Genomic DNA, 13,168 nt, shown 5'->3' with positions numbered 1-13,168 from the left:
TATGCTGACGGTTCGATCCGCCACGGACGCGGACGCCGACGCGATCTGGGGCATGCTGGAGCCGGTGCTGCGGGCCGGCGAGACCTATGCCTTGCCGCGTGACTGGACGCGCGGCGAGGCGCTCGCCTACTGGTTCATGCCGGGACACGAGGTATTCGTCGCTGAAGCCGATGGCGGGCTTTGCGGAACCTATTTCCTGCAGGCCAACCAGCGCGGGGGCGGCGCGCATGTCGCCAATTGCGGCTACGTGACCGCCGCCAGTGCCGCCGGCAAGGGCGTGGCGACCACGATGTGCGAGCATTCGCTGCGGCACGCGGCGGCGCGAGGTTTTCGTGCGATGCAATTCAACTTCGTGCTGTCGTCCAACTCACGCGCCGTGGCGCTGTGGCAGCGCCTCGGTTTCGCGATCGTCGGCACGATCCCGGCTGCCTTCCATCATCCGCGGCTCGGCCTCGTCGATGCCCATGTCATGCATCGTTTTCTGGATACGACCGGATCGTAGCGGCCGCCTTCCGGCGCAACCGCCGGCCTACACCTGCTTGATGCCCACCTCGCCGTTTTCGACGACAAAACTCTTGTCGGTTGAAACCGTGCCGCCGGCGCGGTCGGTGAAGTCGATCGTCCGCAAATCCGTCGTCCACAGATCATCGGTCACGGTGCAGCGCAGGTAGCCCCGTTTCTGGCTTTCGTAATAGCGGATATGCGGATTGGCCGGCAGCGCGTCCTGCATCGGCTTGGCCAGCGGCTCGGGCCACAGCGAACTGATCGAGGTTCCGACGAACTCGCTCATCAGCGCCTGCCGCGGATCGTCTCCGGCCCGGCGTACGACGTTCGAGACCAGGTTCGAATGGATATCGCCGGCGAGCGCGACCGGATTGGCGACCTTTGAGCCAGCGATCCGGTCGAGGATGCGGGCTCGTTCGGCCGGATAACCGTCCCAGGACTGGAGATAGCGGTAGAGGTCGCCGTCGTGGCTCATGTCGAAAGGCGTCATCATCACGGTCGAGGCGATCACGTTCCAGCGCGCGCCGGAATTCGCCAGCCTTTCGTCCAGCCAGGCTTCCTGCGCCATGCCGAGCATCGAGCGCTCCGGCGTCTCGATCCCGGCGCAAGGTTTCTGGAAGACGCCGAAGGCGAATTTCTTGTCCGACCCCTCCGCGCAGACGGTTTCCGAATCCTTGAACTGGCGCGTGTCGGGGATGCTGATGCGCATCAGGTTGCCGATGTCGCGCCCGCGCAGGATCGGCATGGTTGGGCTGGACGGCGCCGGTGCATGCCGCACCGGCTGGAATTCGTACCAGGCCTGATAGGCGGCGGCGCGCAGCTTCAGCCTAGCGAGATCGTCTGTATCGTCGGTCAGGGCATCGTGATTGTCGAGCGTGACCATGAACGGCATGCGCTCATGCGCCCGGCGCAAGGCTGTGTCCGTCTTGTAGAGCGCGTGGCGGCGGCGATAGTCGTCGAGCGTCTGCGGCGCCGCCTTTGTCTCATGCGCGCGCACGCCGCCGCGACCGACCTCGTAGATGTAGTCGCCGAGATGCAGGACGAACGACGCGTCGTCATCGGCCATGCCGTCATAGACGTCGAAATAGCCGTTCTCCCAATGCTGGCAGGAGACGACGTTGAAGCGGAAGCGCGAGGCCGCCACTCTCGCGGCCGGCAGTGTGCGGGTGCGGCCGATCGGGCTCATCTTCCTGCCCAGCTTGAAGGCGTACCAGTACCAGCGGTCGGGCTGGAGGCCCTCGACGTCGACATGCACGGAATGGCCGAGTTCGGGCCGGGCGATGCCCGTTCCCGAGCGCACCACATCGGTTAGCCGCTCGTCCGAGGCCACGATCCATTCGACCTCGATCGCCTGGTCCGACAGCGGCGTCAGGTCGTCGGCCGCCCGCGCAAGCTTCGTCCACAGGATCACAGCATCCGAGGTCGGATCGCCGCTTGCCACGGAGAAGGGGAAGTCGGCCGCCAGCGGCTGTGCCATCGCGCGGCGAATGACAAGGGCCGGTGCTGCCAAAGCGAGGCCGGTGCCGGCGAGGAAATCGCGTCTCTTCATTGTCTCATCCTGCTGCGGATTGGATGCGGGGAGCCTTACAGGCGACCTGATGTCAGCCATGTGACCGATCGCAAACGCGTGTCCGGCTGGCGGCTCCCGACGCTCTTCCGGTCGGCCTATGTACGCCGGTCCGGTCCGGAAAATCGCATCCATGCCCGCGCCGTGCCGACCATGACGAAGGCCGTGACGACCAGGCCTGCGCGGTCTGGTGTTGCAACCGACCTCGCCCTTCCCTAGGTTCCGCCGGCATTCACGAGGAGCGGTCGATGGCAGTGATATTCCGGTGCGTTGTCGGCGCCGTGTTGGCGTTGGCGCCTGTAGCGGCGGCCTCCGCCGCGGACCGCACCATCGTCGTGCTCGACGCCTCCGGCTCCATGTGGGGCCAGATCGGCGGCCGGCCGAAGCAGATGATTGCCCGCGAAGCGTTGCGATCGGTGCTGCAAAGCCTGCCCGCCGATCGCGAAGTCGGGCTGATGGCCTACGGACACCGCGACAAGGCAAGCTGCGAGGACATCGAACTGGTCGTGCCGCCCGCCGCCGGGTCGGCCGGGGCGATCACGGCGGTCGCCGACCAGCTGAAATTCCTCGGCAAGACGCCGCTGGCGGCGGCGGTGCGCAAGGCCGCCGAGGAATTGAAATACACTGAAGACAAGGCGACGATCGTGCTGCTCGCCGACGGACCCGATAGCTGCAATGCCGATCCCTGCGCGCTCGGCCGGGAACTGGAGCGGGGCGGGGCGGATGTGACCGTTCATGTTGTCGGCTTGGGGATGACGGCGGAACAGGGCAGGCAGGTGGCGTGCCTCGCTGAAACCACCGGCGGCAGATACATCCAAGCCGGCGACGCTGCGCAACTGGCGGAAGCCTTGCGGCAGACCTTGATCGCCGCGCCCGAGCCGGCACCGCCGCAGCCCGCGCCGGCGGTGGGGGCTGAGCGCGAACCGGCCTCCGAAGCCGCGCTTGCCGTGATCCCGGCGCAGCCCGAATTCAACTTCATGCCGTCCGTGGCCATGGCGCAAGGTGGCCCGCCTTTGACCGACGCAGGCCCCTCCTACGAGATATACCGCGCCAATGCCGATGGCGGCGCGGGCGAGCGGGTGGGCATCGAGTTCAACCCCTACAAGGGCAATCTGCCGCCCGGCGACTATGTCGTGCGCGCGATACTCGGTGAGGCGTCGGTCGAGCAGCCGCTGAAGGTCGAGGCGGGCAAGACCTACCAGCCCGTCTACGTGCTCAATGCCGGCACGCTGATCGTGCGGCCGCGCGGCAGTGGCGGCGGCGATGTCGGCAGGGCGGTTTCGGTCGTCATCGACTATCCCGGCGCGCCGTTCCCCGCGACCTATTACGGCGAAGCCAGGGTCGTGCTGCCGGCGGGGGAGCAGAAGGTTACCGTGCGGATCGGCAGCGCCGAGGCCAGCGAGACGATCAATCTCGCCGCCGGCCAGACCGTCGAAAGGGATCTGGCGGTCGACGTCGGGCATGTCCGGGTCAACGCCCTCTACAAGGCTGGCGGCGAAAAGATCGGCGCTTCCGGGCTGGCAATAACCGTCTTCAAGGCCGGCGGATCGGGCGACGAGGCCGGTTACGGCTACGGTTCGGAAAGCAGCTACGACCTGTCGCCTGGCGACTACAGGATTGTCGCGCGGCTCGACCGGGCGGAAGCCGAAGTCCTGGCGAGCGTCAAGACCGGCGAATCGTCCGACGTGACGGTCGTGCTTGACGCGGGAACGCTGTCCATCTCGGCGCCCGACGCCAACGAGATCGAGATTTTCGCGGTGGCCAAGGATGCCCAGGGCAACCGGAAATCCTTCGGCAAGGCCTATGGCGATAGCGAACTGACGACGCTGCCCGCCGGCGACTATGTCATCTCGGCCGGATATGCCGAAACCGACAGAAAATCCGAAGCGGCGGCGACGGTGAGGGCCGGTGAGCGCGCCGAAGTGACAGTATCGCAGCAGCAGCCCGGCTGACGGCGCCCCGCAGGCTATTGCTTTCGGTGCGCCGCGTCAGGCGCTCAGAAAACCTCCGTCAGCCGCCAGCACATGGCCGACGACATAGGCGGACTGGTCGGACGCCAGCCACACCACCGCCTCGGCCACTTCCTCCGGCCGGCCCATGCGGCGCAGCGGCAGGCCGGCGGCGACGGCCTCGGTGCCGCCCACGCCGGATACGGCGGCCATCATCATGTCGGTGACCACGCGGCCGGGCGCGACGGCGTTGATGCGCAGGCCGCGCGGCGCGCATTCCATCGCCGCAGAGCGCATGAGCGAGATCACGGCGGCCTTCGAGGCCGAGTAGATCGCCAGGCCCGGATTGGGATTGCGCACGCCGCTGACCGAGGCGTTGACGACGATGCTGCCTCCCCCGCGCGAAAGCATGGCGGGAATCTGGTGGCGCAGGCACAGGAACACAGAGCGCACATTGGCATCGAACACGGCGTCGAAGGTCTCGCCGGTCTGCTCCTCGACGGCTCCCTTCTTCTCCTGCCGGCCGGCATTGTCGAAGGCCACGTCGAGACGCCCGAAGCGTTCCAGCGTGGTCTGTACCAGCCTTGAAACGTCCTCCTCGACCGTGACGTCGGTGCGCAGGAAAAGGCTTTCGGCGCCGGCGGTCCGGCAGGCGGCAGCGACGGCCTCGCCTTCGTCGATGCGCCGGCCGGCGACGACGACGGCCGCGGCTCCCTCGGCCGCCATCAGCAGCGCGGTCGCCCGGCCAATGCCGCTGCCGCCGCCGGTGACCATGCAGACCCGGCCGGCCATCCTCCCTCGTCGCTGATACGACATTGTCCGGGATGCTTCGCTCATCCTTGCCTCTCCGATCGGTTCGATGCCTCTTGCAGCATGAAAGTTGTATGATACAACCAAATTCTCGAAAGGAAAGCCGATGACTGAAACGAAAGACCGATCGCGGGTCGAGCGGGTTCGCGATTCCTCGCGCAGGATCGTGCGTGAACTGGGTTTCATGAAACCCACGGTCGGCGCCACCGGCCTGCCGATCTCGGCCGTGCATGCGTTGATCGAGATCGGCGGCCTCGAGAGCTTGACGCCGGCGGGGCTCGGCGAAATCCTCAACCTCGAAAAATCCAGCGTCAGCCGCATGCTGCGCAAGCTGGTCGTGTCCGGTGAGATCGAGGAGCGGGAGAATCCCGGCGATGCCCGGTCAAAACTCCTGTCGCTGACGGCGCACGGCCGCGACATGCTGCAGCGGATCGACGGTTTCGGCCGCAGCCAGGTCGAAGGCGCGTTCGATCATCTGTCGCCGGAGGGGCAGGGCGTCGTCGTCGCCGGGCTCGACGCTTACGCCGAGGCACTGCGAACGGCGCGGCTGGGTAGGCAAGGCGAAGCCGCGCCGCCGGACGTCGAGATCGTGGCGGGCTATGTGCCGGGCGTCATCGGACGTGTCGCAGAAATGCACGGGCGCTATTACGCAAAACCCTACGGTTTCGGACGGTTCTTCGAGGCGAAGGTTGCTGGCGGAATGGCCGAGTTCTCGGGCCGGCTGGATCGGCCGATGAACGGTCTTTGGGCGGCGATGCGGGGTGGCGAGATCGTCGGCACGGTCGCGGTAGACGGCGAGGACTTTGGACCGGGCATCGGCCATCTGCGCTGGTTCATCATGGACGATGCGGCGCGCGGGCTCGGCATCGGCCGCCGCCTGCTGGCGGAAGCCATCGGCTTCTGCGACCGCCGGCAATTCGGCCATGTCGATCTCTGGACGTTGCGCGGGCTCGACGCCGCGCGAAAACTCTATGAAGATTTCGGGTTCGCGCTGGTCGAGGAACTGGTCGGTGACCAGTGGGGCAAGCAGGTGACGGAGCAGCGGTTCCGGCGCGTGGGGCGGTAGTCACTTGCGCAACGTTTGCGCGAAACGCTCCTCTCAAATCTTGATCACCGGGAAGAAGGTGATCAGGTGCAGGCCATACGGCCGCTGCGCCATCTTTCTTGCGTAGATGTGGACTTGCCCCGCCGGAAACCGTCCGCGCTGGTCGCGGCACCAGAAGGCCGGAACCTCGGGATCCTCGACAAGATACTCGCCGTCCGGCCGCTCCGAGAAATTCGCCACGAATGGCGCATTGGCCATCGCCGTGACGGCGTCGCTGAGCACTTTCGCCGCGCTGTCGACGCTGAGGAAGGCCGAACGCCAGAACACCTCCTTGCGGTCGTGCCGTCCCGGTCCTGCCTCCATTCGGGTGATGAGGCCGAGCCTGCTGATGCTGATGTGCTGGCGGATCGTATGGCCGACATTGCGGCCTTCCTGATCTGGCTTGTTTTCCGAGTGCTGGATGATCGTCTTCGCCTCGGATTCGCTCAGCGCAAGTCTTGTCGCCATGGGCCTCCTCGCAGCCAAAGTTGACGCTGCCCGCAGCATGGGCCGGGCCGCCTGGCGCTACCCTAGCCATCCCCACCTTAACTTTGATGTCTTCGGAACACCGGTTTGTATCAAGCCGAATTGCTTCAACAGCCACGATTGCATCTTGCCACCGACGCGGTTATGACTCCCGTACGACACGTCGAGAAAGGAGGGCTGCGCGATGATATTTTTCCGGCATAATCGCCAGTGTGGCCCGATCCAGGCCCTGCAAATGCGTTTGCAGGGCTGACCAGAGACGATCGCTTCCTCGCATCTCCTTCCGGTCTGCCCCTTGTGGTGACGCAGCGCTGAGCTTTTGAGCTTGTGCGTCTGCGCGATGACAATCAGCCGAACCTGTTCGTCCGCCTTGAAATCGGATGTGGGCGTCGGTGCGGACAGACCAGAGAACGATGATGACCCTGATCAACCTGCGATCCCTTGGCGTGACGCTCGGCGCGCCGCTTTTCTCCAACCTCAATCTTTCCGTCGAACCCGGCGACCGTCTCGGCATCGTCGCTGCCAACGGCCGCGGGAAATCCACGCTGCTGCGGGTCGTCACCGGTGCTTTCGAGCCGACATCCGGCGATGTCACCCGCGCGCGTGGCTTGCGCATCGGCCATGTCGAACAGGATGTTCCGGCCGGCCTTCTCGATGCGACTTTCCACCACGCGGCCCTCGGCGCGCTCCCTGCCGAGCAGGCCGAAAGCGAGAGCTGGCGGGTCGACATCGTGCTCGATTCGCTCGACGTGCCGGAGGCGATGCGTGAGCGGCCGCTGTCGAAACTGAGCGGCGGCTGGCTGCGGCTGGCGATGCTCGCCCGCGTCTGGGTGACCGAGCCCGACATGCTGCTGCTCGACGAGCCGACCAATCATCTAGACCTCGCCAGGATCGGCCAGCTCGAAAACTGGCTGAACGCTTTGCCGCGCGACGTGCCGGTGGTGATCTGCAGCCACGACCGCGCCTTCCTCGATGCCGTGACCAACCGGACGCTGTTCCTGCGGCCGGAAAATTCCCAGGTGTTTTCGCTGCCCTATACGCGGGCGCGCGCTGCCCTTGACGAGATCGATGCTTCGGACGAGCGCCGTTTCCAGAAGGACATGAAGACCGCCCAGCAATTGCGTCGGCAGGCCGCAAAACTCAACAATATCGGCATCAATTCGGGCAGCGACCTTCTGGTGGTGAAGACCAAGCAGTTGAAGCAGCGTGCCGAAAAACTGGAGGATGCGGCGCGCCCTGCACATCTGGAGCGGTCGGCGGGCGCTGTCAAACTCGCCAATCGCGGCACCCACGCCAAGGTGCTGGTCACTTTCGAGGACGCGCCGGTCACCACGCCGGACGGGACGCTGTTGTTCCGCACCGGAAGACAATGGATCCGCCAGGGCGACCGCGTCGTGCTGCTCGGCCGCAATGGCACTGGCAAGACGCGGCTGGTGAACATGGTGCGGCAGGCGATCCTCGCACCCGAAAACGCGGTCGGCGGGGTCAAGGCAACGCCCTCGCTGGTGCTGGGTTATGGCGACCAAGGCCTGTCCGACCTTCCGGACGGCGACACGCCGCTCGGCCTGATCACCCGGCGTTTCGAGCTGGGCGAACAGCGCGCCCGCACCTTGCTGGCCGGCGCCGGCATGGGCATCGACATGCAGACGAGCGCCGTCGGCCGGCTGTCGGGAGGGCAGAAGGCACGGCTGGGCATGCTGGTGCTGCGGCTCACCAACCCGAACTTCTATCTCCTCGACGAGCCCACCAACCACCTCGACATAGACGGCCAGGAGGCGCTGGAGGGCGAGTTGCTGAAGCACGAGGCCAGTTGCCTGCTGGTATCACACGATCGCAGTTTCGTTCGCTCGGTCGGCGACCGGTTCTGGCTGATCGACAGGAAGCGGATGACCGAGGTGGACGGGCCGGAGGGGTTTTTCGCTGCGGTGGCGGAGGCTGGATAGGGGAGGCCACATCGGCGGAGACCAGTTCGTAGCGAAGCTTTGGTGCCGACTATTCCAGCAGCAAAGAGGGTACGTTCAGCTTCTCAACAAGCTTGGCGGCTTTCCGATCAAACGTCACGAACGTTTCGCCGCCAAGCGAACTGCCTTCATAAGCGATAACGCCGTCCGCGAAATCGCCGCCTGCGACCATGATATCCAGCCCTGCTTTCACCGCAGCCTCATTGGTTTCGACATTGCCGGCCTCGATCAAAGCGATGATGGATGCGGCGACCTCCGATGCTGGACGCCGGTACGAACTGCGCATGACCCAGACGAACTCGCAGAGGGCGACTAGCGGCAATGCGATCACATCCGCCTCGGAGAGGGCCGTTCGCGCTGTTGGCCCCTGCTCGTCGTTGACCGCCGCGCGAACGAGGACGTTTGTGTCGGGTGTAATTTTCACAATTCACCCGCCCACCCCTTTCGGACTATCTCATTGATTTCCTCAAGAGACTTCGTTGGCTCGCCAGGCCTGTGGAGCGAACCGAAAAAGGCGTTGAGGCCTTGCTTTTTTCTGAGGGCTCCAAGTTCCACCTTGCCTGTTGGGGTGATTTCCACGCTGACCTTGTCACCCGGTTTGACGCCGAGCGTCCTCAGCACTTCCTTCCGAAGCGTGATCTGACCCTTTGCGGTAATGGTGGCGATAGCCATGGCAGTACCCACTGGTTTAATGATCGACAAAAGTAAGGCAAAGCTGCCTTACTTTCAAGCCAGGGCATCATGCCGCGAACGCGCTTGCTCCCTGGTCCGCGCGCCCGACCATCTGCCTGAAACCCGCGAACAGCTCGCGGCCGAAACCGTGTTCGTTGTCGGACAGGTCTGCGTCCGGGATGTCGCGGCTGGAAAATTCCGGCTCCGGCACCAGCACTTCCAGCACCCCGGCATCAGCGTCGAGCCGCATCAGGTCGCCGTCACGGATCTTGCCGATCGCCCCGCCGTCCAGGGCCTCCGGCGTCACATGGATCGCCGCCGGCACTTTTCCAGAAGCCCCCGACATGCGCCCATCGGTGACCAGGGCGACGTGCCGGCCGCGATCCTGCAGGATGCCGAGCACGGTGGTCAGCTTGTGCAGTTCCGGCATCCCGTTGGCCTTCGGGCCCTGGAAGCGCACCACGGCGATGAAGTCGCGGTCGAGACTGCCTGCCTTGAAGGCGTCGTTCAGCGCCTGCTGGGTGTCGAAGACGAGGGCAGGGGCCTCGACGACGCGGCGCTCCGGCTTCACGGCGGAAGTCTTGATGATCGCATGGCCGAGATTGCCTTCAAGCACCTGCAGGCCGCCGCTCGCCTGGAACGCTTTAGCGCAGGGCGCCAACACCTTTTCGTCGCCGCTGACCGCCGGAGCGGGCTCGCGCACCACGCCGCCATCGGCGCCGAGTTTTGCCTCGACCGCATAGCCGCGCAGCCCTTCGCCCCAGATCGTCTGCACGTCGTCATGCAGGAAGCCGGCGTCGAGCAACTCGCGGATGAGAAAACCCATGCCGCCCGCCGCGTTGAAGTGATTCACGTCGGCAAGCCCGTTCGGATAGACGCGGGCGAGCAGCGGCACGGCGTCCGACAGGTCGGAAATGTCCTGCCAGGTCAGCTTGATGCCCGCTGCGGCGGCCATGGCGATCAGGTGGATGGTGTGGTTGGTCGAGCCGCCGGTGGCGTGCAGGCCGACCACGCCGTTGACGATCGAGCGCTCGTCGATCATCCGGCCGACCGGCGTGTAGGCGTTGCCCAGCGCGGTGATCGCCAGCGCCCGCTTGGCGGCTTCGCGGGTCAGCGCGTCGCGCAGCGGCGTGCCGGGATTGATGAAGGAACCGCCCGGCATGTGCAGGCCCATGATCTCCATCAGCATCTGGTTGGAGTTGGCGGTGCCATAGAAAGTGCAGGTGCCCGGCCCGTGGTACGACTTCGACTCAGCCTCCAGCAGTTCGGCGCGGCCGACCTTGCCCTCGGCATAGAGCTGGCGGATTTTCGCCTTCTGGTCGTTGGGGATGCCGGACGGCATCGGCCCGGCCGGGATGAACACCGCCGGCAGGTGGCCGAAGCTGAGCGCCGCTATCACCAGTCCGGGCACGATCTTGTCGCAGACGCCGAGATAGACGGCGGCGTCGAACATGTTGTGAGACAGCCCGACCGCCGCCGCCATGGCGATCACGTCACGCGAGAACAGCGAAAGTTCCATGCCAGGCTGGCCCTGGGTGACGCCGTCGCACATGGCCGGCACGCCGCCCGCCACCTGGGCGATACCGCCCGCTTCCTTCGCCGCGTCCTTGATCAGCGCCGGGTAGGTCTCGAACGGCTGATGCGCCGACAGCATGTCGTTGTAGGAGGTGATGATGCCGAGATTGGGCACGACGTCGCCGCCCAGCGCAAGCTTCTCGCTCGGGCTGCACACGGCAAAACCATGGGCGAGGTTGCCGCAGGAGAGCACGCCGCGGTTGGCGGCGCGCCCGGCGGCGCGGCCGATGCGGTCGAGATACAGTTCGCGCGTCGGCTGCGAGCGGTGGCGTATCCGCTCTGTGATGGTTTGGATGTCGTTCCTGGCGGTCATTGCGGTCGTTCCTTCTTCGCATCCGGCCTGATCGTGGGAGGCGAGCCGACCGGATATGATCGTCGTCTTCAGGGCGCCCAGAACACCTCGACAGGCGTCCGCGCGGCTTCCAGCACGGCGCGGATGGGCAGTTTTTCACCGGCGACCACCGTCGCCAGCACTTTCCGCTTGGCTTCACCCTCGATGTGCAAGGCGACGAAGCCGGCGCCGGCAATTGCCGGCATGGTCAGCGTCAGCCGCGGCTCGCCGCCGCTCTCCGTATGAACGGCCATCACCAGCTTCGGGTTCTCCGGCGCCAGCAATTGCGCAAGCTCTGCCGCATCCGGGAAGAACGAGGCGGTGTGGCCGTCGCCGCCCATGCCGAGCACCACGGCGTCGAGCGGCAGGCCGAGCCCGCTTATGGCGTCGTCCGCCTCGCGCGCCGCCTCTTCCACGTCCGGCGCATCACGATAGAGCCCGACGAAACGCGCCGCGCCCGCCTTGCCGGTCATAAGGTTCGCCTTGGCCAGCCCGGCATTGGAGCGCGGAGAATCGTCGGGCACGAAACGCTCGTCGACCAGCGTGACGGTCACCTTGGCCCAGTCCATCTCGGCCTCGGACAGCGTGCGGAACAACAGCGCCGGCGTCGTACCGCCGGAGACGGCGAGCAGCGCGCGGCCCCGCGCCTCGATCGCCGTGCCCAGGATCGAGGCGATCTTCGCCGACAGCTCCGCCGCCAGCGCCTCGCGCGACGGAAATTCCCGCAGTGTCGCCGAAAGCCCCGCCATGCCGGTCAGCTCTCGTGCCAGGTGCGGCCGTCGCGCTCGATCAGCGCGATCGACGCGGACGGGCCCCAGGTGCCGGCGGTATAACCCTGCACTTCCTGGCGGCTGTCGGCCCAGGCGTTGAAGATCGGATCGATCCATCTCCACGCGGCCTCGACCTCGTCGCGGCGCATGAACAGCGTCTGGTTGCCGCGGATGACGTCCATGATCAGCCGCTCATAAGCGTCCGGGTTGCGGTCGTGGAACGTGTCGGCAAAGCTCATGTCGAGCGCGATCTGGCGCAGCCGCATGCCGCCTGGGCCGGGATCCTTGATCATGATCCACTGCTTGACGCCCTCGTCGGGCTGCAGGCGGATGACAAGCTGGTTGGCCTGGATGCGGCCCGCGCCCTCGCCGAAGATCGAGTGCGGGATCGGCTTGAACTCGATGACGATCTCGGACACCCGCGATGCCAGCCGCTTGCCGGTGCGCAGATAGAACGGGACGCCGGCCCAGCGCCAGTTGGCGATCTCCGCCTTGATGGCGACGAAGGTTTCCGTGGTGCTGTCGGGATTGCCGAGTTCGTCGAGGTAGCCCTTGACCGCCCCGCCCGCCGACGCGCCGGCACGGTATTGGCCGCGCACGGTCGATTTCGGCGCCTCCGCGCCGTTGATGCGCTTCAGCGAATGCAGCACCTTGCGCTTCTCGTCGCGCACCGCGTTGGCGTCCATCGACGACGGCGCCTCCATGGCGACGAGGCAGAGCAGCTGCAGCATGTGGTTCTGCACCATGTCGCGCAGCGCGCCGGCCTTGTCGTAATAGGTGACGCGGTCCTCGAGCCCGACCGTCTCGGCTACGGTGATCTGCACATGGTCGATATGCGCCGAGTTCCACAGCGGCTCGTACAGCATGTTGCCGAAGCGCAGCGCCATCAGGTTCTGCACCGTCTCCTTGCCGAGATAATGGTCGATGCGGAAGACCTGGTGCTCGCCGAAATCCGCGCCGATCTGGTCGTTGAGCGCCAGCGCTGATGTCAGGTCGCGCCCGATCGGCTTCTCCACGACGATGCGCGAGTTCGGTGTCACCAGCCCGTTTTCCTTGAGCTTGTGCGAGATCTCGCCGAACAGTGCAGGCGCAACCGCGAGGTAAAAGGCGCGGATGGTGTCGCTGTTGCCGAGCGCCTTCTTCAGTTTCGAGAACCCGTCGCCGCTGATGGCGTCGACCGATACGTAGGAGAGCCGCTCGAGGAACTTCTTCAGCTCGTCTTCCTTGACGTCCGACTCCTTCACATGCTCGACGATCGCCTTCCGTGCGAACTCCTGGAACTCGGCGTCGGAGAGTTTCGCGCGCGACGCGCCGATGATGCGGGTCGGCTCGGAAAACTGGTGGTCGCACTGCCGGTAGTAGAGCGCCGGCAGCAGCTTGCGTTCCGACAGGTCGCCCGTGCCGCCGAAAATGACGAAGTCGAACGGGTCTACGGGGATGATCTGGCTGGTCATGATGA

General features: G+C 65.8%; 12 protein-coding genes. 4 read left to right on the top strand and 8 right to left on the bottom strand.

Annotated features, from left to right (window positions below):
• Window position 1 precedes the first annotated feature (1 nt).
• Complete coding sequence (locus ACSBOB_RS26650; protein ID WP_442579067.1) at window positions 2-502, top strand: GNAT family N-acetyltransferase; 501 nt, start codon at window positions 2-4, stop codon at window positions 500-502.
• A 27-nt stretch (window positions 503-529) separates the two neighbouring features.
• Here the strand turns inward: ACSBOB_RS26650 and ACSBOB_RS26645 are convergent, their stop codons facing one another.
• A complete protein-coding gene (locus ACSBOB_RS26645) occupies window positions 530-2,053 on the bottom strand; it encodes an alkaline phosphatase D family protein (RefSeq protein ID WP_442579066.1) in 1,524 nt (507 codons plus the stop codon).
• A 266-nt stretch (window positions 2,054-2,319) separates the two neighbouring features.
• Here ACSBOB_RS26645 and ACSBOB_RS26640 point away from each other — a divergent pair, with 266 nt between their 5' ends.
• Window positions 2,320-4,023, top strand: coding sequence for a vWA domain-containing protein (locus ACSBOB_RS26640; RefSeq protein WP_442579065.1), 1,704 nt, complete (start codon window positions 2,320-2,322; stop codon window positions 4,021-4,023).
• Between the two features lie 36 nt (window positions 4,024-4,059).
• Here ACSBOB_RS26640 and ACSBOB_RS26635 read toward each other — a convergent pair whose 3' ends face one another.
• Window positions 4,060-4,812 carry a glucose 1-dehydrogenase gene (locus ACSBOB_RS26635; protein ID WP_442579064.1) on the bottom strand — a complete coding sequence of 251 codons (753 nt, stop codon included), beginning with the start codon at window positions 4,810-4,812 and terminating at the stop codon, window positions 4,060-4,062.
• Window positions 4,813-4,936: 124 nt separating this feature from the next.
• On the opposite strand from ACSBOB_RS26635, the gene ACSBOB_RS26630 reads away from it, so the two are divergent.
• Window positions 4,937-5,896, top strand: a complete 960-nt coding sequence (locus ACSBOB_RS26630; protein WP_442579063.1) for a helix-turn-helix domain-containing GNAT family N-acetyltransferase — start codon at window positions 4,937-4,939, stop codon at window positions 5,894-5,896.
• A 33-nt stretch (window positions 5,897-5,929) separates the two neighbouring features.
• Here the strand turns inward: ACSBOB_RS26630 and ACSBOB_RS26625 are convergent, their stop codons facing one another.
• Complete coding sequence (locus ACSBOB_RS26625) at window positions 5,930-6,382, bottom strand: hypothetical protein (RefSeq protein WP_442579062.1); 453 nt, start codon at window positions 6,380-6,382, stop codon at window positions 5,930-5,932.
• Between the two features lie 434 nt (window positions 6,383-6,816).
• On the opposite strand from ACSBOB_RS26625, the gene ACSBOB_RS26620 reads away from it, so the two are divergent.
• Window positions 6,817-8,343 carry an ABC-F family ATP-binding cassette domain-containing protein gene (locus ACSBOB_RS26620; protein ID WP_442579061.1) on the top strand — a complete coding sequence of 509 codons (1,527 nt, stop codon included), beginning with the start codon at window positions 6,817-6,819 and terminating at the stop codon, window positions 8,341-8,343.
• 49 nt (window positions 8,344-8,392) lie between these two features.
• Here ACSBOB_RS26620 and ACSBOB_RS26615 read toward each other — a convergent pair whose 3' ends face one another.
• The 5 genes from ACSBOB_RS26615 to zwf form a co-directional block, all read right to left on the bottom strand.
• The gene (locus ACSBOB_RS26615) at window positions 8,393-8,785 is read right to left on the bottom strand and encodes a type II toxin-antitoxin system VapC family toxin (RefSeq protein ID WP_442579060.1); all 393 of its coding nucleotides are present in this window, start codon (window positions 8,783-8,785) and stop codon (window positions 8,393-8,395) included.
• The gene (locus tag ACSBOB_RS26610) at window positions 8,782-9,033 is read right to left on the bottom strand and encodes an AbrB/MazE/SpoVT family DNA-binding domain-containing protein (protein WP_442579059.1); all 252 of its coding nucleotides are present in this window, start codon (window positions 9,031-9,033) and stop codon (window positions 8,782-8,784) included. Before ACSBOB_RS26610 ends, ACSBOB_RS26615 begins: the two co-directional genes overlap by 4 nt.
• Before the next feature lie 67 nt (window positions 9,034-9,100).
• Window positions 9,101-10,921 (bottom strand): phosphogluconate dehydratase, encoded by a 1,821-nt coding sequence (gene edd, locus ACSBOB_RS26605; RefSeq protein WP_442579058.1) that lies wholly within the window; start codon window positions 10,919-10,921, stop codon window positions 9,101-9,103.
• A gap of 68 nt (window positions 10,922-10,989) precedes the next feature.
• Complete coding sequence (pgl, locus tag ACSBOB_RS26600) at window positions 10,990-11,688, bottom strand: 6-phosphogluconolactonase (RefSeq protein WP_442579057.1); 699 nt, start codon at window positions 11,686-11,688, stop codon at window positions 10,990-10,992.
• Between the two features lie 5 nt (window positions 11,689-11,693).
• Complete coding sequence (gene zwf, locus ACSBOB_RS26595) at window positions 11,694-13,163, bottom strand: glucose-6-phosphate dehydrogenase (RefSeq protein WP_442579056.1); 1,470 nt, start codon at window positions 13,161-13,163, stop codon at window positions 11,694-11,696.
• Between the last annotated feature and the right edge of the window lie 5 nt (window positions 13,164-13,168).

It is taken from the genome of Mesorhizobium sp. KACC 23794 (assembly GCF_052180275.1).
Classification (GTDB): domain Bacteria; phylum Pseudomonadota; class Alphaproteobacteria; order Rhizobiales; family Rhizobiaceae; genus Kumtagia.
Note: the sequence above shows the minus strand (reverse complement) of the source record. Positions and strands in the feature narration are given on the sequence as shown.

Bases quoted from the DNA above. Each gene is read 5' to 3' on its own strand.
- ACSBOB_RS26650 (WP_442579067.1), top strand. From the start codon at position 2: ATGCTGACGGTTCGATCCGCCACGGACGCGGACGCCGACGCGATCTGG.
- ACSBOB_RS26645 (WP_442579066.1), bottom strand. From the start codon at position 2,053: ATGAAGAGACGCGATTTCCTCGCCGGCACCGGCCTCGCTTTGGCAGCA.
- ACSBOB_RS26640 (WP_442579065.1), top strand. From the start codon at position 2,320: ATGGCAGTGATATTCCGGTGCGTTGTCGGCGCCGTGTTGGCGTTGGCG.
- ACSBOB_RS26635 (WP_442579064.1), bottom strand. From the start codon at position 4,812: ATGGCCGGCCGGGTCTGCATGGTCACCGGCGGCGGCAGCGGCATTGGC.
- ACSBOB_RS26630 (WP_442579063.1), top strand. From the start codon at position 4,937: ATGACTGAAACGAAAGACCGATCGCGGGTCGAGCGGGTTCGCGATTCC.
- ACSBOB_RS26625 (WP_442579062.1), bottom strand. From the start codon at position 6,382: ATGGCGACAAGACTTGCGCTGAGCGAATCCGAGGCGAAGACGATCATC.
- ACSBOB_RS26620 (WP_442579061.1), top strand. From the start codon at position 6,817: ATGACCCTGATCAACCTGCGATCCCTTGGCGTGACGCTCGGCGCGCCG.
- ACSBOB_RS26610 (WP_442579059.1), bottom strand. From the start codon at position 9,033: ATGGCTATCGCCACCATTACCGCAAAGGGTCAGATCACGCTTCGGAAG.
- edd (WP_442579058.1), bottom strand. From the start codon at position 10,921: ATGACCGCCAGGAACGACATCCAAACCATCACAGAGCGGATACGCCAC.
- pgl (WP_442579057.1), bottom strand. From the start codon at position 11,688: ATGGCGGGGCTTTCGGCGACACTGCGGGAATTTCCGTCGCGCGAGGCG.
- zwf (WP_442579056.1), bottom strand. From the start codon at position 13,163: ATGACCAGCCAGATCATCCCCGTAGACCCGTTCGACTTCGTCATTTTC.